16 protein-coding genes are annotated in these 20,142 nt (G+C 54.6%); 10 read left to right on the top strand and 6 right to left on the bottom strand.

Translation table 11 applies throughout. The features are described 5' to 3' along the window. The first annotated feature begins 52 nt into the window (after positions 1-52). The 4 genes from Mal52_RS06615 to Mal52_RS06630 all read left to right on the top strand — a co-directional run bounded on the left by Mal52_RS06615 (position 53) and on the right by Mal52_RS06630 (position 7,133). Positions 53-1,549 (top strand): efflux RND transporter periplasmic adaptor subunit, encoded by a 1,497-nt coding sequence (locus Mal52_RS06615; RefSeq protein ID WP_145374918.1) that lies wholly within the window; start codon positions 53-55, stop codon positions 1,547-1,549. Between the two features lie 84 nt (positions 1,550-1,633). Continuing rightward, on the top strand, positions 1,634-4,888 hold the full coding sequence (locus Mal52_RS06620; protein WP_145374919.1) for an efflux RND transporter permease subunit: 3,255 nt from the start codon (positions 1,634-1,636) through the stop codon (positions 4,886-4,888). Between the two features lie 397 nt (positions 4,889-5,285). Beyond that, entirely contained in the window at positions 5,286-6,440 is a 1,155-nt protein-coding gene (locus Mal52_RS06625; RefSeq protein WP_145374920.1) for an alpha/beta hydrolase family protein, read from the top strand. A 249-nt stretch (positions 6,441-6,689) separates the two neighbouring features. Beyond that, positions 6,690-7,133 carry a TIGR03067 domain-containing protein gene (locus tag Mal52_RS06630; RefSeq protein ID WP_145374921.1) on the top strand — a complete coding sequence of 148 codons (444 nt, stop codon included), beginning with the start codon at positions 6,690-6,692 and terminating at the stop codon, positions 7,131-7,133. A gap of 158 nt (positions 7,134-7,291) precedes the next feature. Here the strand turns inward: Mal52_RS06630 and Mal52_RS06635 are convergent, their stop codons facing one another. The 3 genes from Mal52_RS06635 to Mal52_RS06645 form a co-directional block, all read right to left on the bottom strand. Further along, positions 7,292-7,789, bottom strand: coding sequence for a hypothetical protein (locus Mal52_RS06635; RefSeq protein ID WP_145374922.1), 498 nt, complete (start codon positions 7,787-7,789; stop codon positions 7,292-7,294). Positions 7,790-8,302: 513 nt separating this feature from the next. Then, positions 8,303-8,911: an RNA polymerase sigma factor gene (locus tag Mal52_RS06640; protein ID WP_145374923.1), complete on the bottom strand. Its 609-nt coding sequence runs from the start codon at positions 8,909-8,911 to the stop codon at positions 8,303-8,305. 63 nt (positions 8,912-8,974) lie between these two features. Then, positions 8,975-10,240 (bottom strand): phosphatidate phosphatase App1 family protein, encoded by a 1,266-nt coding sequence (locus Mal52_RS06645; protein WP_197534711.1) that lies wholly within the window; start codon positions 10,238-10,240, stop codon positions 8,975-8,977. 315 nt (positions 10,241-10,555) lie between these two features. Between Mal52_RS06645 and zwf the strand changes: the two genes are divergently transcribed. Further along, on the top strand, positions 10,556-12,010 hold the full coding sequence (gene zwf / locus Mal52_RS06650; protein ID WP_145374925.1) for a glucose-6-phosphate dehydrogenase: 1,455 nt from the start codon (positions 10,556-10,558) through the stop codon (positions 12,008-12,010). A 40-nt stretch (positions 12,011-12,050) separates the two neighbouring features. Here zwf and Mal52_RS06655 read toward each other — a convergent pair whose 3' ends face one another. Both Mal52_RS06655 and Mal52_RS06660 read right to left on the bottom strand, forming a co-directional pair. Beyond that, the gene (locus Mal52_RS06655; protein WP_145374926.1) at positions 12,051-13,235 is read right to left on the bottom strand and encodes a DUF1559 family PulG-like putative transporter; all 1,185 of its coding nucleotides are present in this window, start codon (positions 13,233-13,235) and stop codon (positions 12,051-12,053) included. A gap of 220 nt (positions 13,236-13,455) precedes the next feature. Then, positions 13,456-14,637: a WD40 repeat domain-containing protein gene (locus Mal52_RS06660; RefSeq protein WP_145374927.1), complete on the bottom strand. Its 1,182-nt coding sequence runs from the start codon at positions 14,635-14,637 to the stop codon at positions 13,456-13,458. A 294-nt stretch (positions 14,638-14,931) separates the two neighbouring features. On the opposite strand from Mal52_RS06660, the gene Mal52_RS06665 reads away from it, so the two are divergent. The 5 genes from Mal52_RS06665 to Mal52_RS06685 all read left to right on the top strand — a co-directional run bounded on the left by Mal52_RS06665 (position 14,932) and on the right by Mal52_RS06685 (position 19,527). After that, a complete protein-coding gene (locus tag Mal52_RS06665) occupies positions 14,932-15,657 on the top strand; it encodes an SGNH/GDSL hydrolase family protein (protein ID WP_145374928.1) in 726 nt (241 codons plus the stop codon). 260 nt (positions 15,658-15,917) lie between these two features. Then, positions 15,918-16,487 (top strand): dCTP deaminase, encoded by a 570-nt coding sequence (gene dcd / locus Mal52_RS06670; RefSeq protein WP_145374929.1) that lies wholly within the window; start codon positions 15,918-15,920, stop codon positions 16,485-16,487. Between the two features lie 180 nt (positions 16,488-16,667). Further along, on the top strand, positions 16,668-17,666 hold the full coding sequence (locus Mal52_RS06675) for a TlpA family protein disulfide reductase (RefSeq protein ID WP_145374930.1): 999 nt from the start codon (positions 16,668-16,670) through the stop codon (positions 17,664-17,666). A gap of 52 nt (positions 17,667-17,718) precedes the next feature. After that, positions 17,719-18,588 (top strand): alpha/beta hydrolase, encoded by an 870-nt coding sequence (locus Mal52_RS06680; protein WP_145374931.1) that lies wholly within the window; start codon positions 17,719-17,721, stop codon positions 18,586-18,588. A 291-nt stretch (positions 18,589-18,879) separates the two neighbouring features. After that, positions 18,880-19,527: a bifunctional 4-hydroxy-2-oxoglutarate aldolase/2-dehydro-3-deoxy-phosphogluconate aldolase gene (locus tag Mal52_RS06685; protein ID WP_145374932.1), complete on the top strand. Its 648-nt coding sequence runs from the start codon at positions 18,880-18,882 to the stop codon at positions 19,525-19,527. 132 nt (positions 19,528-19,659) lie between these two features. Here Mal52_RS06685 and Mal52_RS06690 read toward each other — a convergent pair whose 3' ends face one another. Then, entirely contained in the window at positions 19,660-20,100 is a 441-nt protein-coding gene (locus Mal52_RS06690; protein WP_197534712.1) for a response regulator, read from the bottom strand. Positions 20,101-20,142: the final 42 nt, after the last annotated feature.

The following is a 20,142-nucleotide window of genomic DNA, read 5'->3' on the forward strand; positions in this document are numbered from 1 at the left end:
GGATCGCCCTGCGCCGGTACGTCATGTCGTACCGTTCTTCATGGAGACTGTCATGAAATATCGTCTACCAAAAATCGCGGTCCAATCCGCTGCCGTCGTGGGCGGTCTGGTTGTCATTGGGGCTGCCTGGTATTTCCAATCCACCTGGATTCCTGCCGTCAAACAGTGGGCGGCAAATACCGTGGCGGCGGGTAAGAAGCAAACAGCGGGCGCCACGACTGACGATGCTGATGTTCTTATCGAAGACGATCATGCGGGGCACGATCACGCGGGGCATGAGGAGTCCTCTTCGTTGGAACTTTCCAAACAAGCCCAACGCAATGTTGGTTTGACAGCGGACAATATTCGCAAGGTTCAACTGACCACGTTCACACGCAACATTAGCGTCCCGGCAATCGTTGCCGAACGTCCCGGCCGCACGCAGGTCAAAGTCGTGGCGCCGATGACCGGCGTGATCACCGGTGTCTACGTGGTCGAGGGTGAAGCGATTCCGCAAGGCAAGCAGTTATTCAAAATCCGCCTGACACACGAAGACCTGGTGCAAGCTCAGACGTCGTTCTTGCAGGCACTTGGTGAGTTGGATGTCGAAAACCGCGAGATCAAACGGCTCAAACAGATCACCGAAGGGGTGGTTGCCGGCAAGGTGGTGCTGGAACGCGAGTATGCCCGACAGAAGTTAGAAGCCGTGTTAAATGCCAACCGCCAGGCTTTGATTTTGCATGGGCTGTCTGAAGCGCAAATTGATCAGATTGAAAAAGATCGGCACTTGGTGAGTGAAATTGCCGTTTATGCGCCGAACGCGAATTTCGATTCCGATGAAGTTCGCACCCCCCAACCGCTGGTGCAACCGGTGTCTTTGATCTCGGTCGAGGGGAAAGCGGACGGTGTTGATCAAGGTCAATCGCCATTGATTGTTCAGGAACTAAATGTGAGCAAGGGGGGATTTGTGCAGGCGGGAGATACGCTGTGTGTGCTGGTTGACTATCGCGAGCTGTTTATCGAGGGCCGTGCATTTGAGCATGATGCCATCGAGTTGGCCGAAGCTGCCGCGAAAAACAAAAAACTGACGGCCGTCCTCGAAGGCAACCGAAAAAAATTAGAGACGATCGACGATTTGACAATCTCCTATTTGGACAATCGCATCGAACCCGATTCGCGGGCGTTTCACTTTTATGTGGGGCTGCCGAACCGTGTGATTCAAGATACGAAAGCTAGCGATGGCCGCCGTTTTCTATCCTGGAAATTCAAACCGGGCCAACGGATGCAATTGCAAATCCCTGTGGAGGAATGGACCGACCGCATTGTCCTGCCGGTCGATGCCGTTGCGCAAGATGGTGCGGAGTATTTTGTCTTTCAGCAAAATGGCGACCATTTCGACCGCCGTCCGGTGCATGTCGAATATCAGGACCAATACTCGGTGGTGATTGCCAACGATGGCTCGCTGTTTCCCGGTGACGTCGTCGCCTTTGCCGGGGCGCATCAATTGCAAATGGCGCTGAAAAACAAAGCCGGCGGCGGTGTCGACCCGCATGCCGGGCACAATCACTGATTCATGCGTCTGTTTGTGCCACTGCGCTAGCCAATTTCCGCCGAACGTCACCGGATCGTTTTCATTTTTGTTTGAGTATCCTCCATGTTAAATGCCGTCATTCGCTTCGCCCTGCATCAGCGCCTCCTGGTGGTTGCGTTTTCGATGTTTTTAATCGGCTATGGCACCTGGCAGGCGCTGAATATCGATATCGACGTCTTCCCGAATCTGAACCGCCCCCGAGTGGTGGTGATGACCGAAGCGCCTGGGATGGCGCCCGAAGAAGTCGAAGCGCTGATCACGATTCCCTTGGAGACCACACTCAATGGAGCCAATGGCGTACAAGCCGTGCGGAGTTCTTCCGGCGTGGGGATCTCGGTGATCTATGTCGAATTTGATTGGGGAACCAACATCTACAACGATCGGCAGATCGTTAACGAACGACTGCAACTTGTCGCCGACCGGATGCCACCGGGCGTTCAGCCGCAATTGGCGCCGATCTCCTCGATCATGGGGCAGATCATCATGGTGGGCATGTGGAGTGAAGGGGGCAAAACATCGCCGCTGGAGGTCCGCACACTGGCCGACTGGGTGGTCCGGCAACGACTGCTGACGATTCCCGGCGTCTCACAGGTCTTCACCATGGGGGGCGGACGGAAACAGTTTCAGGTGTTGATTGATCCCAATGCGTTACTGAAATACGGCCTGACCCTGCAGGAGGTTCGCAAAGCGGTCGAGGAAAGCAATGAGAACGCGACCGGCGGCTATCTGGATGAACAAGGCCCCAACGAGTTGCTCGTCCGCGCGCTGGGACGCGTGCAAAAAGTTGAGGATTTGGAAAAACTGGTGGTCACCATGCGTGAGGGCCGCCCCGTATTGCTGTCCCAGGTCGCACGCGTGGTTGAAGGCGCACAGGTGAAACGTGGCGACAGTTCCGCTTTTGTCCGCGAGGAGGACGGATCGTTCTCCGGCGGGCCGGCGGTTATTTTGACCATCAACAAACAACCCAATGCGGACACCCGCCAAGTGACCGATGCCGTCATGGGGGCTTTGGCGGAACTGGAAATGACACTCCCCGAGGATATTCGCATTCAACCAGAATTGTATTCGCAAAAATCGTTCATTGATCGATCCATCGACAACGTCGTCGAAGCGCTCCGCGATGGCGGGATTCTGGTGGTGATCATTCTGTTTTTGTTCTTGATGAACTTTCGAACAACGTTCATCACACTGACGGCGATTCCGCTATCGGTCGCCATCACAATTCTGGTGTTCGCCGCATTTGGGCTGTCGATCAACACGATGACGCTCGGCGGCTTGGCGGTCGCCATTGGCGAACTGGTCGATGATGCCATTGTTGATGTGGAGAATATTTTCCGCCGACTCCGCGAAAACCGACATGCCCAGGAACCGAAACATCCACTGCTGATCGTCTTTCAAGCCAGCGTGGAGATTCGCAACTCGATCGTGTTCGGCACGATGATTGTCGTGCTGGTCTTCATTCCGCTGTTTGCACTTTCAGGAATGGAAGGCCGTTTGTTCGCGCCGTTGGGAGTCGCTTATATCGTTTCGATCCTCTCATCGCTGGCTGTCTCTTTGACGTTAACGCCGGTGCTTTCGTATTGGTTGCTTTCGAATGCCAAGTTCATGGACCAGGAAAAAGATGGGCCGTTGTTGCGGGTTCTCAAGTGGGCTGCCGGTGTCGCGATCAGCATGAGTCTGCGGTTTTCCAGGTTGATGTTGTTACTCGCCGCGGTGGGGGTGGCCATTGCCGCTCTGCTTCTTTCACAACTGGAACGCGATTTCCTGCCGCCGTTTAACGAAGGGGTTGTGCAACTCAACGTGGTCCTGCCGCCGGGAACCTCGTTGCGAAAATCCAATGACATTGCCGAAACGGTGATGCAGCGCTTGACCAAAATCGACGGCGTGGCTGCGTTCTCGCGGCGGACCGGCCGTGCTGAACTCGACGAGCATGCCGAAGGGGTCAACATCACGGAGATGATTATCGGTTTCGACGAGGACTTAGAACAGAGTCGCGAGGAAGTCCTCGATGAAATCCGCGAAGCAATGGCCGATATCCCGGGGATTGTCACAACTGTCGAGCAACCGCTGGCGCACTTGATCTCGCACATGATTTCCGGGGTGAAGGCGCAAGTCGGTATTAAGATTTACGGCGATGATTTGAGCATCCTGCGTACTAAGGCGCAAGAACTGGCAGCGGTGATGAAAGGGGTTAACGGGGTGACGGATGCTTTGGTCGAACCGCAGGTCGAAATCCCGCAATTGCGGATCGAATTGGATCGCGACAAACTGGAACTCTACGGATTAACGCCCGCCTATGTGAATGACTACATCGAGACGGCGATGAATGGTGAAGTCGTTTCGAATGTGCTGCTCGGGCAACGCACGTTCGACCTGTTGGTCCGCATGGAAGAAGATTACCGCGAAAACCTGCAAGCGCTGCGCCGGCTCACGATCGAACTGCCCAGCGGCGGCACAACACCGTTGTCCTCCGTGGCGAAAATCTATCGCTCCAGCGGGCCGAATACGATCAACCGCGAACAAGTTCTGCGGCGGATTATCGTGCAGTGCAATGTCAGCGGCCGCGGATTAGTCGACGTGGTGGAGGAAATCAAACAGCGCCAGAAAAAAATTGTCGAGTCCTTGCCGCCCGGGTATTTCATCGAATATGGCGGACAATTTGAAAGCCAACAAGCAGCCAGCCGCACCATCGGCATTCTGTTTGGCATCTCGCTGTTGGGCGTGTTTCTGGTACTCTACACAATGTTCCGCTCGGCCAATTTCTCCATCCAAGTCATGGCCGCTTTGCCGATGGCCTTCATCGGGTCGGTTACGGCGCTGGTTGTCACCGGGCAAACCTTGACCGTGGCGGCCATGGTGGGTTTCATTTCGCTAGGCGGTATTGCCTCGCGGAACGGGATCTTGCTGCTCAATCACTACCTGCATTTGGTACGTTACGAGGGCGAAACCTGGTCCAAGGCGATGATCATTCGCGCCGGTCAAGAACGACTGGCACCGGTGTTGATGACTGCACTCACCTCGGGGATCGGTTTAGTACCGCTAGCAATGTCCGCCGGGGAACCGGGCAAAGAAATCCTCTATCCCGTTGCCACGGTGATTATCGGCGGCTTGCTCAGCAGCACGATCTTAGAATTCTTCGTCCGCCCCGCACTCTTCTGGACATTCGGCGTGAAGTCCGGCATGCGGTTGATTGAAGAATCCTCAGCAGAGGCGAGCATCGAACTGGTCGAAGAGGCGCACTTCTTTGAGGCCGACACAACGGGACCGCCTGAGGCTAATCCGGCGGCGCCTCCGCAGTCGGATGGCACGGTCGAGTAGGGCTGTTTTCGGGTTCCACTGGCATTGCCCGTGTTATATTCGCATGCAGGTTGTAGTACATTCCCGCACGAGAAAAAACGGATGTGTGGACGTCGTAGAAACGCAAGTTCATCATCACTTCAAACCTCAAGCCCTCCCCATCCTCAACAACACTGGCAAAGCCAGTGGCACCCAACCTTATTGCATTTATTGCTTCATGCAATCAATTTCGAGGAGTTGCCTAATCGCAAAGCTAGGTGGCAGCAGACCACAGATCGTTGCGTCGCTTCATTTGGTTCTGGTACGCTGGAATATTGTCTTATTCACTTATTCCAGTTGATTCCCTTTTGAAGACGATCGTCTTGCGCGACCCAAACTGAATCGAGGGGAGTGGCAGAACGGTCGGAGGCCCAACGTCATGCGCATGTCGCTTCGCATTATTGCCATTGTTCTTGGATTCTTCGCGATCTCCGCTGATTCACAGTGCGATGCCGCCGATCCCCGAAAGCCGGGACCTTACACCGTGGGGGTGCGGACAGAAGTTTTTGTGGATGACCAGCGCGAATGTGCCATTACGGGCAAGCCGCGCACCTTGGTGACAGAGATTTGGTACCCGGCGGACCAGGGATCAGAAAAACAACCGCTCAATAAGTTCAGCGATTTCTGGGGAACACCGGCTGGTGTTGCTGCAGGCAAAATCGTCATCGGACGGTTTGGCGGCCAGTTTGACAAAGTCGAAGAGACATTCAAAAACATCGCACATCGGAATGCAAAAATCGATGCGGGCTCATTTCCACTGTTGGTGTTTTCGCACGGCAACGGGGGCTTTCGCCATCAAAATACTTATCAGGCAGAGTATCTCGCCTCGCACGGGTATATCGTGGCTGCGGCGGATCACACGGGAAATGCGGCGACGACGATTCTGCCCGGCCAGATCGTACCCTATAGCTTGGACACGCGCGAGCCGGAGCGGCGTGACGATCGCCCCCATGATGTCTCATTTCTGATCACCCATTTGAGTGAGCTGAGTGCCTCGGGGGATCACTGGTTGCGAGATCGTATTGCCGACGGCCAGATCGGAGCTTTCGGCCATTCGTTTGGCGGCTTTACGGTTTGCCGCGCTGCGGAATTGGATCCGCGCATCAAAGCGATTATTCCCATGACTTTGACTGATGCCTTGCGCGACATGCCGGAAAATAATGACTGCAAAATCCCGCTGCTCTTAATCTTGGGGGATACCGACCGGACAGTGGGAGAAGGGGGAAACAACCGCAGTATTGCCTATTTCGAAAAGGCGGCTGACCCGAAATATCTGCTCAACTTTAAAAATGCCGGTCACTATACTTTTACGGAGATGACGCAAATCAATACGAACTGGGGCGATGGTATTGGCATCGAAAAGGGGAAGGACGGCAGTCCTGACCTTACGTTTTCCGACGCGCTGGAAGACCAACGAATTACCAACGAGTATTCCGTTGCGTTCTTCGACACGTTTCTCAAAGACTCCGCAGCGGCTAGGAAATTTCTTGACCAGAACCACTACCCCCAAGAGGTAGACTACCGGCGGGATTAGTCGAGAAGTGCAACGTCGGGTGCACAATCGAAGTCGCATCAGGTCACTTCAATTCTCCCAACTCAATACAGGCAACGCTCGCGGTTTGCTACGTGGTTATTTCGCAACATCTACTGAATTCAGGGGGGAGAATTGCCGAGGGCAGGGGGCAATTTACCGGCAATCGGCGGGATTTTCCGAGCGGACTCTAAAAGCAAGCTAGAGTTCGAGGGTTAATCATTGTTCGCCCCCTTGTTCAGGAGAGACGTTATGAGATTTGGTATTGCGATGAGTTTGGCAGTCAGCATGTTGATGGGGGCCGGCGCGCCGGAAAACGACGCGGCACCGACTTGCGGCACATTGAATGGCGTCTGGAGATTGAGCAGCGGCGAAGCGGATGGCAAAGCCCTTTCGAAATCAGAAATGAAGGATGCGAAGTTGGTCATCAAAGGGGACCAATACCGCGTCACGTTGCCTGAAATGGGAACTTTCACCGGGACGCAAATTCTGGACGCGACGCAGGCCCCCAAGACCATCGACATCACCGATGCGACCGGTCCACACAAAGGCAAAACCAGCCTGGGTCTCTACGAACACAAAGGAAACGAATTCCGCGTGGTCTTTGCCCCAGCAGGGGAACCCCGTCCGACGAGTTTCAAGCCCCAACCCGAAAGCGGCCAATGGATGCACGTCTGGAAACGCGTCCAGGAATAACCCGCCGCGGTTGGTAGAGATTGTTGAGTGAATGCATGACGCCCCGAGATTCTTCTTGGGGCGTTTTTTTTGATGCAGAGGTGGTTCACTCCATTCCCCCAACTCCGCCCGCAACTGCAGCAAGACGCGTGACTTTATAACTCCAATGTACCTGAGCGCTATTCATTTTGCGGATCTGGTTCCAGCGCCCAATCCACAATCTCTTCAATTGTCGGTTCGTATTCTCCCATTGCGCGGCCGCCACCCCACGTGTTTGTCGAAGCATCGTAATCCGGTGGATAGAAGATCAAATTTGAAGCATGGGCTCGCGGAACATTGGCGTCAAAGATCGCCATGTATACCTCGTAGTCGGGATAGCCATTCTGCAACATGGCACGGCGGACGATCTCAATGAGTTCACCTCGTGACACGTCTGGAACAGGTTTGATCAGGCGCGCGTTAATGACTCGGCGAACCCAGTCGGCATGGTCTTCACCACCATAGATGCCTTGGAAATATTCGAATGGAAAATTTTCTTGCGAGAGTTCGTTAAACTCCTTGAGCCATTCGTCATATTCACCCGGCCTCGCCCCATCGATTTTTGAGGCGAGATCCGCTAATCGGGCAATGAGGGCTTCGTCAAGTTTTGGCGGTAGAAGTTCAGGACGTAGATTCATTGGAAAAGTTTCTCGTAATTGTAAGTCTGAGCTAACAGTGCGGTGACGTGAACTTGCCGACATACATACCGGGTGGGAATTAACATCCCTATTAGTGGAACCCAAACTCCTTAGCAAACCTGAATCATCCGCCGATGCCTGCGAGAGATGACGTCAACAGGTACTTTGGTTGGTCCAACTTCTCAGGATGCGCCAGATAATGATCAACTTTATAACGCAGTTTCGATTCGGCATGGAACATTCCAATTCTGCTGCAAACTGTATGCAGTAAATGTGTGGCTAACCACCAAAAAGGCCACTCTGTCGTCCAAAATCCCATCATGGCGATGGGTGCCACTGGCTCTGCCAGTGTTTTTGCCGTGGCTGCTATAGCGATCCCTACCTGAGTAGAATAAACGAAGTTGCGGTCGTAGGGGCATCACAATCTCACCGTCAATTGAAACCTCTGGTTGTATTCATCCAAGAAATCACTGGCAAAGCCAGCGGTTGGTCGTCATTGACGGTAGAGGTGCGTCAATCCAATTCCCCCAACTCCGCCCGCAACCGTCGCAGGACGCGTGACTTGGCTTGTCGGACGGCCTGTGGGGTGCTGCCTAATTCTTTTGCGGCTTGGGGGGCGCTACAGCCTTCTAGGGCGGTGAGGCGGAAGGCGTTCCAGGTGCTTTCTTGGAATTCGGTGCGGATCATTTCTAAAGCGCGGTGGATGAGGCGGGTGACCGGGGGGGAGGTGGGGCTGCCTTCTTCTGTGTCGGGTTCGCGGTCGGGGACTTCGATCAGTTGCGCATGCGCGGCTGTGCCGCCGGCGGCTTGAGGTTTGCCGTGTTGGTTGCGGGCGAAGTCGCGGATTTTGTTGCGGGTGATCGTCCACAGCCAACCGCGAAAGGTGTCGCCGTCGCGATCGTCGTGGAAACTTTCGATCGCCAATGAAACGGCGCGAAACACCTCTTGCACCACGTCAGCGGAATCTTCAGCGGCCAGGCCTGTGCGGCGGCACCAATGATAGACCAGCGGGCCGTACAATTCCGACAGCCGTGCCCACGCCGCCGGTTCCTGTCGCCGCACGCGCGAGATCAGACTGGACGACGTTGAGTGCGCGTCTTTCGCCGGAGTCCGTGTCGACATATTTCAGGTGCGCCTTTGTGGTCGATGTGTGGCAAGTGAGACAATACACAGGTCCGCGACAACTTATCGGGCAGGCGGAGGGCTGGGTGTTCCATGGTCGCGATTGATGGCTTCGATATCGAGAGATAATTCCTTGGGGTCCGTGAATAGCCGGAAGGGAATCCTCCCCAACCCCTTGGTCACATTCAGAAAACGGGTGTCGCTGAGTTGGTCGTTGGTCACGTTGCGAATAAAAATCCCGACGACCTGCTCGGGATGCGATTGGGCTGTGGCACTATAAATCTCCGGATCTTTTTCGCCCGAATCACCGATCAGCAAAAAACGCCGCTGGGGGTAGGCGGCCAGGATTTGTTCGATTGCGTTGAGTTTAGCCTCTTGGGGAGACTGGAGCATGTCCGCCGCGGTGCTGGGCTTCTTGAGACGAAAATGTTTCAACGCGAACGAGCCGCGCGGCAATTTCTCGGCATCAAAAAATTCCAGCAAGGGGAGATAGAGTTGCCAAGGGCTGCCAGAGACATAGTGAAAGGCGAACCCCTTGCGGGCGCAGGCCTGGTACAACTCCGGCATGCCGGGAGCGGATTGGAATTTGAACAAAAACGTGTTTTCCAAGACGGCTTCCGCATCGGTGACTTCGCTATGTTTGATCGTGTCGTCGATGTCGGAGATGATCGACAACCCCGTCGGCGGGACCAGATACGCGCGGCCCACGAATCTTCGCAGGTCAGATGTTCGAGTGACCGCTTCAAACGGGAGGAACGCAGTTTGGCCATGTCGGACGATCAGGTTCTGGATGTCGGCATCGCGCAGGCGGATGGTGTTTTCGAAATGTCCGTTCGCTTCGGATTTGCCGATATTCACCACGCGATTGCCGATTCGAATCGAGATGTCCTGTCCCCGTTCATTGTCGACGAGAAAGTGGTCTAAAATACGGATTAGGTTCAGCGATTTGCGAGCATCCTCGTCCGAATCGGCCAAGCGGCTGATGGCAATGGCCATCGCGCTGCGCCGCAGCGGATTGACGGTGGGCTCATAAACCACGCCATGGATGGGAATGACCCAGGTCGCGCCGTCGTTGTCGAGATGGGCTGACGTTTCATAAAAGACGACGACTTCGTCTCGATTGATGTCTGAAGCCTTTGCCGCTTCCTTGATCTGGCGGGCCTGAGCGGCGTTGGGTCGTGGCAGCTCCTGCCCCCAGCCGGTGCTGATCGCAATTTGGGCAAATAACAAATTCGCCGTAGCAAACGTCACGACGTAGCGTGGGAATCGCGCGCAATTCCGGTTCTCGGATGAGGCCGGTCGTCGATTTTGACGAGGTTCAAATTGCATACAAAAATCCTCCAGCAATACGTGGCATCCGTGGAGCGTCTTGCTGAGTTGTCTTCGCGAAAGCCGGAGCGTCTTGGTTCGCTTTCGCGGGGTTGCCGCCTTCATTCTTCGGCACTGCGGCGCGAATCGCAAGGCTGGTTGGGTTCATCGATTAAAAAACATCTGTGGTCGTCATCGCTCGACTGATTCCTATTTGGTTCGACCGTTGCGCGGCTTAGTCTTTTACTTGTAAGCGGAACCGATACAATATCCAAACCAACGCAAGGTGAGTAACGAACGGACAAACGGTTTTTGCCATTAAAGGTACCCTCTGCCATGTCGCATACGATTGTCATTTTTGGAGCTTCGGGGGACCTGACCACCCGCAAGTTGATTCCCGCACTGTATCGCCTGTGGGTCAAGCGACGCCTGCCGGCCGACACAAAGGTGTTGGGGGTCTCGCGGACGGAGTTTAGTCACGACGCTTGGCGCAAATCGCTGTCCGAGTCGACAGCCAAGTTTGCGGGGAAGGACTTTGACGAGCAGGAATGGCAGTCGTTTGCCAAATCTGTGTTTTACATGCAGGGCGACATCGGCAAATCGGAAGACTTCCAGCGGTTGTCAGACGTGTTGGATGAGATTGAGCAAGGCAGCGAAGGTACACGCGTGTTTTACCTTTCCACAACGCCGCGCCTGTACGCCACAGCTGTCGCCAACTTGGGAGCCGCCGGGCTTGCCGATGAGAGCAACGGTCCGCGGCGGATTGTGATCGAAAAACCATTCGGCTACGACGCGGCCACGGCCCGGCAACTGAATGACGATTTGCATCAAGTGTTTGCCGAAAACCAGGTCTATCGCATCGATCACTACCTGGGTAAGGAAACGGTGCAAAACCTGTTTGTGCTGCGCTTTGCGAACAGCATTTTTGAACCGATCTGGAACCGGCAATATGTTGATCATGTGCAGATCACCGTCGCCGAGGAGTTGGCTGTCGGACGTCGCGGGGATTACTACGACACGTCGGGCATCTTGCGAGACATGTTTCAAAATCATCTGCTGCAATTGATGATGATTACGGCGATGGAAGCCCCGGCGCGGATGAGCGCGGATCTGATTCGCGACGAAAAGGCCAAAGTGTTGCAATCGGTGCGGCCGATTACAGCCGAGATGGTCAAGCAAGACACAATCCGCGGCCAGTACGAAGGCTATCGACAGGAGAAAGGGGTCGCCACCGACAGTCAGACAGCAACCTTCGCCGCTCTGAAGCTGCACGTTGACAATTGGCGGTGGAGCAATGTCCCCTTTTACCTCCGCAGCGGTAAAGCTCTGTCGTGCCGCACGACGCAGATCGTGATTCAATTTCGAGAACCGCCGCAGCCACTCTTTTCCGACCAAAGCAGCCAGTCTCCCGGAGCGAATCGGCTGGTGATTCAAGTCCAACCGGCCGAGGGCATTCAACTGCATTTCCATACCAAGGTTCCTGATGCGGGTATGAACTTGCGGATGACCGATCTGGATTTTAGTTTCCAACGCGAATTCTCATTTGCACTGCCCGACGCCTATCAGCGCCTGCTGCTGGATGTGCTCAACGGCGACGCCAGTCTCTTCGCCCGCAGCGACGAGGTGGAACTCTCCTGGGACATCATTGATCCGGTGATCGAGGCTTGGAAGAACCAAACAGAGCCGAATCTGGATATCTATCCGCCGGCGCTCTGGGGTCCGGCGGAATCGATGCAGTGGATGGAGGAGCAAGGCCGCGAGTGGTTCGACGTCTGTCCGCTGATTACGTAGCGCGGGCGTGGTCTAGGCGCACACCGAACGCGCTGGATCGCTAATCATCAGAGACCGAGTTCGCAATAATTTCACAGTTGGGTAGCGCCTCGCGCAGGGCGGCTAAGTCAGCGGCACGTGCCTCGCCGACTCTTAACATTTTTAATGCCGGCATACGCTTGATCGCTGACAGGCCGCGCTCGGAGACTTCGAGGGAATACGCACGGACATAGGCTAACTGTTTGAATTCAGCCAATACTTCTGCGACATCATCGTCGATGACGAAGTCCTTCTGCAACGTTTTCGTCTCAGGAAATCTATCCGCCACCCGCCGTATATCCTCAGCATTCAGCGCGCGTTCCGGAGTGACTTTCATTTCTGGACGAAAATAGACAGAGTGTGCGTGGTCATCCGTATCGATGGACGCGACCGCGCACCAACTCTCGTCTTCGTGCTCGTCAAGATCAAGAAGTTCGTTACTCCAATCCTCGGTTGAATACTCGAACTGCCGCGGCGGAACAGCGATTTGATCCGCATTGGCCACCGGAGGCGCAGCGACGTAGTCCGCCAAGATACTCTCTTCGACTTTATTGGAAATCCACTGCACGCTGCCATCGGCCATCAACAGAAAGGCACCATCTCCCGAAGGTCGCCCGTAGCTGTCCGGCCCGTCATTGAGTCGCTTCCCCAACGGTCGCCAATTGAACGGGTAGGCCCATGGCTGATAGTTGCCGGCTGTTTCTCCCGCCATCCAGGTGTGCGTGACTCCGGCGGTCATGTCGTCGAACTTCACGCTGCTGTTACGGTGCAGCAAGTTCGGATTGCCCAAGTAGCACATCAATCCATAATGACCATTAGTGCGAGTTTCGTCGACGCCGGGCATTTGGTAGGCGGGTTCCTGTTGGCAATAGGCTAACAAGTTGATGTCATGATCCCAGGGGAGATTATTGTCGATGTATTGGAAAATCCCATTTGCGGACATGTAAGAAACTAAGCGCGACGGCCAACCATGCAGCGCCACGCCATCCTCTCGAACGATCGCTCCGGGCGGCAGGCATTGGTAAAGGTCGTAATAATTGTGAAATGCCAATCCGATTTGTTTGAGGTTATTCCGGGAATAGGTCTTGCGCGCCTCAGTCCGCGCCCGCAGCATGGCCGGAACGAGCAGCGCGAGTAAGAAGCAAACCACGGCCACCGGAATCGCCACCGCTGCCCAGCGTTGCCAGGGAAGACCGCGCAGGTTCATTGGTCTTGACCGTTCGTTTAGGGTGCAGTTTATGGTCCTCTCCTCGCTCAGCCCGGGGACATTCGTGCCATGGGCATGAGTGGGGAATCATTGTACCAAACTCTCGCCGAGTACCACCTGCTGGCTTGTCCAGGAGTGCGTCGTATGGTTCGGTGTTGAGAAAGGAACAAACGGATCAAAAGCGGGCAAAGGATTTCCATGAACTCACCACTTCGAAGAATCACTTTTTTCCAGTCGCCTCGCTAATTAGCTGATCGGCATCCAGTAATTGAACATTTGCCTCCTTATTTCCCGTAGCCAGAGTCTTTCCATCGGGGGAAAATGTGAGCGAATTAATCGAAGTGTCTTGGTTCCCAATCTTGTAAATCTTATCTGGACTCGAAACCTGAATCATTTTCAGCCCCCCGGAACAAAACAAAAGGTTCTCGCCTTTTAGATCCCATGCCAAGGCTGTGACTCCATAAGATGTGCCAAAAACGATAGGCTCAATTTCTACGGTCTTGCACAACAGCTTTTTTTTCGCCACGTCCCAAAGCTGCACTCCGGAGGAGGGGCCAACGCAGGCCAAGGTTTTTCCGTCAGGCGAAAATACCATCGGGCCTGGTGCCCCCCATGATGAACCCCACTTCGATGGAGCGGTTACGTCCAAAATGGCTTCAAAGTGCGAACCATTTTTGGGTTTGCTGCGGTACAAGATGATGTCCATTTCGATGGACTTATCTCGGGTGTTCCTGCCAAACGCCACTCGATTGCCATCCGGTGAAAATGCAACGCTTATCGGATTTAAGAATCGAGTGAATTCATTACTAAGATTTACAAGTGACAATCGATCGCCGTCAAATACGCGTTCTTTGGCGTTCACATCAATGACTGCGCCAATATTACTGGCCACCGCAAGCCATTTACGATTTGGCGCGAAGGAAAGACCTCTGCAGTTCTTTGTTCTGAATTGAGTGTTTAATGAGACTTCGACCGGATTTGTAGCAATGTTCCACAGTTTGATTTCGCCCATCGAATCGCCAAGTATTTTGTCAAAAGGTTCACTTCCTGTAGCAAGGCTCAATCTGTCCGAAGACAACGCAATTTGGAGATTACGAGGGTTCAATTTACGATCACGATCGTGTGGATGACCGTATATATTTCCTTCGATTGGGTTAATCGTGGTTTCCAAGTGACCGCGTGTTGTGTTCCAAAAATGAAGCATGCAATCGCGGTCAACAGTTAGGAGCACCTTGCCGTCTGCAGTAAAACCAATGACCTTTTCTCCAACGGAATCGGCTTTAAGACTGGGTGTTTTTTTCGAATCTTCGAGACGGTTCCCAGCGAACGTGTCCTCCGTGGAGAAAAAAAATATGGCTGCACAGAGAATCCACACATCATATCGATCAGTGACAGCGCGCATAGGAATTTCCTTTTCCTCTGAGGCAAGCCTCAAACACCTAGTCGGACATTTTCCAGGTGCGGTCTGAATCAACTGCACCGGCGGCCAGTTGATTCGATGATACCGGTCGACAGCGTTTCATTCCACGACTTAGCATCATTTCCGACCCTTTTACAACACATTTCTATATGCCGGTAATGTCGTTTGGTGATACTTGGAACGCACCGCCTCGGCATACTATCACTTGCCCCCACCACCAATTCACACCACAATGAATCGCACCCCACTTCCACTACCAAAGAAGGAGCGACCAAGATGCCATTTCGCCTTGTCTGCCTGCTGCTCGTCACGTTCATCACTGCCGCCCCATTGGCTGCTAAAGAGAAATCGGCTGCTAAGAAGAAGCGGGCGAAGCGGAAACAGAATCCGGCGCTGCAGGCGATCCAAGACGATCCGAAGCTGCCGCGAGTGTTGCTGATCGGCGATTCGATCTCCATCGGTTATACGCTGCCGACGCGGGAACTTCTCAAAGGGAAGGCGAACGTGCATCGCATTTTGACCAACGGGGGTCCGACAACGCGGGGAGTGGCACAGATCGACCGTTGGTTGGGAGAGAAACCGTGGGATGTGATCCATTTCAATTGGGGCCTGCACGACTTGAAATACATGGGGCCCAACGGCAAAAACCTGGCCGACCCCGCTGCCGCCGACAGCCATCAACAAGTGCCCCCCGAGGAGTACGAAAAGAACCTCCGCAAATTGGTGGCGCGGCTCAAGGAGACGGGGGCGACGCTGATTTGGTGTTCCACCACCCCGGTGCCCGCCGGTGCCGGCGGACGAGTCGTGGGGGATGCGGTGAAGTACAATGCCGTCGCCGCTAAGATCATGCAGGAAAATGACATCGCTATCGACGATCTCTACACGTTCGCCAAGCCGCGGCTCAAAGAGATCCAACTACCGGCGAATGTACATTTCAGCAAACCGGGGTCTAAGGCGTTGGCGGAACAAGTGGCGGGGGCGATCGAGAAAACGTTGGACTAGTGCGGCAGAGAACGCACAATGCGACGGCAAGCCGTCGGTTTGGGGATGAACGAGCCGCCCCCCGGAAATCTGTGTTTTTATCCGTGTTTAATCTGTGGCTAAAAATAATCGTCGTTTGGATTGCGGCTCCACCATGCTAAGTTTTTAGTGCGTTCGCTCGCAAATTGACGAAACCCGTTGGCGGCGTTAGCATGGTGGCGGTTGATGGTCACAGCGGTGTGGGCGTCCCTGGTTTTCGGTGCCTTAATTCGTCCCTGCCCATGATTCTATCCGGCAATGAAATCAAACGGGAATTGGGCAACAACATCGTCATCGAGCCGTTTGACGACCACCTGCTCAATCCGAATAGCTACAATCTTTGCCTACACGACGAATTGATCGTGTATGAGGAGATCGTGCTAGATATGAAGCGGCCCAATCGCTTTCGCCGCTTCACCATCCCCGCCGAAGGCTTTGTGCTCAATCCGCACCAACTCTATTTGGGGCGGACAATGGAGCGAACCGAGACGCACAATTTTGTGCCGATGCTCGAAGGACGTTCCTCGATTGGGCGGATGGGGCTGTTTGTGCACATCACCGCCGGATTCGGCGATGTCGGTTTCCGCGGGTTTTGGACGCTGGAGATGTTCGCCGTCCAGCCCATTCGCATTTATCCGGGCGTGCCGATTTGCCAGATTTTTTACCATCAGCTCCACGGCGACGTCACGGAATACAACAGCGAAAAATACCAGAACAACACGGATATTCAGCCGAGCATGTTGTTTAAGGAATGGGAAAAAAAGACCGACCCGCAAAAACGGTTGGCATTCGGCCAGGAAGTGGCAGAATAACCGCCGCCGGCGACGACCCTGTTTTTTGCCAGCGGCACGTCAATGAACCCGCGGGTGGGCGTTGTTGCCAACCACCCGGCTGTCGGGTTTGCCTTCCGCTCAGGCAGCGAATCTGAGATAGTTGACGAAACGCCGGGACTGCACCGGAGTCGAATCGTATCTAGATGAGGACCTTGAGGAATGGCTGTGTTTGCGATCCGTCGAGTTTTGAATCAATTGCCGCTCTGCGTGGCGGTCTTGTTGTTGCTGGGGCTAATGACTGTTGGCTCAGTTCAGGCCGAAGAGAACGTCACGCTGGTCGAGGTGTTGGAAAAACATCGTCAGGCTACATTCATCGATGTCGGCAAGTATGTCGATGAGCATCCCGATGCAGACGACCTTGAGAGTGCTTATTTTCATCTGTTCCGCGAGGGCTTGATGCACGATATGGAAGTGCAGGCTGCGCCGTATGCGGAGTCTTATCTAAAACGCAAAGACCAAAACCCGGCCATGTCAAATTTGGCGCAACGGGTCCGGTGTATGAGTTTTGCGACCGAGGGAGATTTTGAAGAGGCGTTCGCCGTCTTCGAATCGCTGCTCTCTCAGGCCAGACCGCAATCAGCCGATGCGATGCTCAGCCTCGGGTTTGTTTTGGCCAGCAAAGCACGGTTTGCCAACAAAGTCGGAATTTCACGGGACATCTATGAGCAATTGTCGGCCAAATTTCCCTTCAATCAAAAAGTCACCCGAATGGTGCAGACGGGATTGATCAAGCACGACCTGCTGGACAAGCCCGCCCCCAAAATCGGCGTACGAGACATGGAAGGCAAGCTGGTTGAATGGGAGCAGTATAAGGGCAAGGTGGTGTTGGTCGATTTTTGGGCCACGTGGTGCGGACCCTGCATTGAGGAAATGCCGAATCTGAAAAAAACCTATGCCGACCTGCATGACAAAGGCTTTGAAATCATCGGCATCAACCGGGATGAGGATTCGGAGCAAGTGAAAGCCTTTCTGAAAACAGCCGGGATGAAATGGCCGCAAATCTTGGACAAGATTGACGAGTTCGATTTGGATAAAAAATTCGATGCGGTGATGCTCCCCTCGACATATCTGGTCGACCGCAACGGCATTCTGGTTCAATTCGACATGCGGGGTGCTGAGATTCGTACGCAAGTGGAACAGTTGCTGAAGAAAAAATAACAGTCCTACCAGCCGGACGTTTGTATCAAGACATTTGTCACAGGACGTGGCGATGGAAAAAACTGCTTCGAAGAAGCGTGTCGAAACTCCGACATGCGATGAGCGACGCATCGTGACCAGCGACGGGATCGAATTACACGTCCGTCACTATGCGCCCTCTCTGGTCCCCGCGCGCCGTACGCTGCTAATTGTCCACGGTGTTTGCGAACATGGGGGGCGATATGATCACGTGGCGACGGCTGCGGCTCAGCAGGGATGGCAGACGATCATTCCCGATCTGCGTGGACATGGGCGCTCCAGCGGGCCGCGGGCTCACGTTAGCCGGTTCGCCGATTATGTCGACGACATCGAAACCGTGCGGAGCGCGTTTCAAACCGATCCTCAAAAAACAGCCATGCTGGGGCATAGCATGGGGGGCTTGGTGGCGATTCGCTATGCGCAGCGTCATTCCGAGCAGCTTTCGGCATTGGCGTTGAGCGCGCCGTTTTTGCGACCGGGAAAACCGCCGCATCCCCTCACCACGGCGTTCGGACGCGTGATGTCGTTTATTGCTCCCCGGACTCGTTTTGCCACCCGGATCGAACCGCACGAAGTTTGTCGGGACCCGTTGATGCTCAAACGGCGAGCTGAGGACCCATTGATGCAAACCTCGGTCACGGCGGGGTGGTTCTTTGAGGCCCGTTTCGCGATCGGCAAAGCTTGGAAGAGGGCAGAGCGGATGCAGATGCCGTTGTTGGTGCTGCAAGGGGCGATGGACTGCGTTGTCGACCCACTCTCAAGCGAACGGTGGGCGGAGTCGTCCGGCAGTACCGACAAGACGTTCGAATTGTTTCCCGATCACATGCATGAACTGCTCAACGAACCGGACCGCGACGAGACGATCGACTCATTGTTGGGCTGGTTGGATGCCCGTGTGGCGTAAACGACTCGCCAAACACGAATCCGCCGGTGAGGTTTGACAGCATTGGGGGCAGCGAATTATGGTGAACCGCCGCGCTAGCGCTATCAGCCTGTTGAAAAAGGGTGCCACTGGCGGCTTGTCCGCCAGTGCGTTGAAAGGGCAAGTGTTCCATCTGAATCGACGACAAACGACGAGCGGACTGCTGGGACAAGCAGGCAGAGACACACAGAATGTGAACGAAGAACACAATCACCCTGCGTTGTCGTACTATTTTTACCCCCTCCCTAATGTTTGACGAAGCCAAGTACCCCCATGAGCAAGCAGGATGATCTGAACCGCGTTCTCGATTCGGCGATTGTCGCCATCATTCGCGCCCCCTCGGGCGAATTGTTGGTCGATGTGGCGATGACGCTGTATGAAGCGGGCATCGACGTGATCGAAGTCACCTTCACCGTACCGGGGGTGTTGGACATCATCTCGCAGGTTCATCGTGAGTTAGGAGACCGGATCTTGTTAGGCGCCGGGACCGTGCTGGACCCCGAAACCGCCCGGGCTGCCTTTCTGGCCGGCGCACAATTCCTAGTGACCCCTTGCGTGAACACCGACGTGATCCGCATGGCGAATCGCTACGATAAATTGGTGATGAGCGGCGCATTCACGCCCACGGAAGTCCTGACCGCTTGGGAAGCCGGAGCGGATATTGTCAAAGTCTTTCCCGCCGATATCGGTGGCCCAAGTTACCTCAAATCGTTGCACGGTCCCTTGCCACAAATCAAGCTGCTCCCCACCGGCGGCGTGAATTTGGAAACGCTGCCTGACTTTTTGAATGCGGGCGCGTGTGCGGTTGGTTTGGGGAGTTCGCTCGTCGAGAAACAAGCGGTGATCGATGGAGATTTGGGGCGGATTCGCGACTTGGCGAGCCAGTATGTGGCGTTGGTCAAATCAACTCGCAACGGGTAGGAGCAATGTTTTTCGCAGCGGATTAGTTCTTCGATGCGTGGTGCTTGCCACTAGCGACTTGTCCGCCAGCGGCACCCTAAATCGGGGTGGCCTGAAGACCCAATGGAGCCGCACTAGCGCTAAAATGTAGCGCTAAGATGTAGCCCACGGCGAGCGATTCCAGAGCAGCCAGTAATCTCCGAGGTCATTGATCATTTGCGAAAACTGCCCGAAGTCGGTCGGTTTGACTAAATAACTGCTCGCGCCCAATTCATAGGCGCGGGTGACATCGGTGGTGGCGTTGCTCGTGGAAAGAATGATGACTGGCAGGCGGCGCAGTTCGTCGGTTTCTCTGATCGATTTCAGCACGCTGAGCCCGTCGATTCTGGGCAGTTTCAAATCCAAAAGAAGAGCGTCCGGCAGTCGATAGTCCAGAGCATTTTTGAAATCGCGGCGTTGGCTCAGGTAGTTCAGCGTTGCTTCGCCATCGGCAACATGCTCTACGGTGTTGGCAAGACGATGATCTGCAAAGATGCGCATCACCAACCTAGCGTGGGATGCATCGTCATCGGCGATTAAGATTCGCAATGGCATGCTATTCATCGGCGGATTTCTCCGGTGAAGTGACGTGAGCCG

The sequence above is a fragment of the Symmachiella dynata genome (genome assembly GCF_007747995.1).
GTDB lineage: Bacteria > Planctomycetota > Planctomycetia > Planctomycetales > Planctomycetaceae > Symmachiella > Symmachiella dynata.

What these genes read in the sequence shown, in the direction of transcription:
- Mal52_RS06615 (WP_145374918.1), top strand. Translation starts at nt 53, where the DNA reads ATGAAATATCGTCTACCAAAAATCGCGGTCCAATCCGCTGCCGTCGTG.
- Mal52_RS06620 (WP_145374919.1), top strand. Translation starts at nt 1,634, where the DNA reads ATGTTAAATGCCGTCATTCGCTTCGCCCTGCATCAGCGCCTCCTGGTG.
- Mal52_RS06625 (WP_145374920.1), top strand. Translation starts at nt 5,286, where the DNA reads ATGCGCATGTCGCTTCGCATTATTGCCATTGTTCTTGGATTCTTCGCG.
- Mal52_RS06630 (WP_145374921.1), top strand. Translation starts at nt 6,690, where the DNA reads ATGAGATTTGGTATTGCGATGAGTTTGGCAGTCAGCATGTTGATGGGG.
- Mal52_RS06635 (WP_145374922.1), bottom strand. Translation starts at nt 7,789, where the DNA reads ATGAATCTACGTCCTGAACTTCTACCGCCAAAACTTGACGAAGCCCTC.
- Mal52_RS06640 (WP_145374923.1), bottom strand. Translation starts at nt 8,911, where the DNA reads ATGTCGACACGGACTCCGGCGAAAGACGCGCACTCAACGTCGTCCAGT.
- Mal52_RS06645 (WP_197534711.1), bottom strand. Translation starts at nt 10,240, where the DNA reads ATGCAATTTGAACCTCGTCAAAATCGACGACCGGCCTCATCCGAGAAC.
- zwf (WP_145374925.1), top strand. Translation starts at nt 10,556, where the DNA reads ATGTCGCATACGATTGTCATTTTTGGAGCTTCGGGGGACCTGACCACC.
- Mal52_RS06655 (WP_145374926.1), bottom strand. Translation starts at nt 13,235, where the DNA reads ATGAACCTGCGCGGTCTTCCCTGGCAACGCTGGGCAGCGGTGGCGATT.
- Mal52_RS06660 (WP_145374927.1), bottom strand. Translation starts at nt 14,637, where the DNA reads ATGCGCGCTGTCACTGATCGATATGATGTGTGGATTCTCTGTGCAGCC.
- Mal52_RS06665 (WP_145374928.1), top strand. Translation starts at nt 14,932, where the DNA reads ATGCCATTTCGCCTTGTCTGCCTGCTGCTCGTCACGTTCATCACTGCC.
- dcd (WP_145374929.1), top strand. Translation starts at nt 15,918, where the DNA reads ATGATTCTATCCGGCAATGAAATCAAACGGGAATTGGGCAACAACATC.
- Mal52_RS06675 (WP_145374930.1), top strand. Translation starts at nt 16,668, where the DNA reads ATGGCTGTGTTTGCGATCCGTCGAGTTTTGAATCAATTGCCGCTCTGC.
- Mal52_RS06680 (WP_145374931.1), top strand. Translation starts at nt 17,719, where the DNA reads ATGGAAAAAACTGCTTCGAAGAAGCGTGTCGAAACTCCGACATGCGAT.
- Mal52_RS06685 (WP_145374932.1), top strand. Translation starts at nt 18,880, where the DNA reads ATGAGCAAGCAGGATGATCTGAACCGCGTTCTCGATTCGGCGATTGTC.
- Mal52_RS06690 (WP_197534712.1), bottom strand. Translation starts at nt 20,100, where the DNA reads ATGCCATTGCGAATCTTAATCGCCGATGACGATGCATCCCACGCTAGG.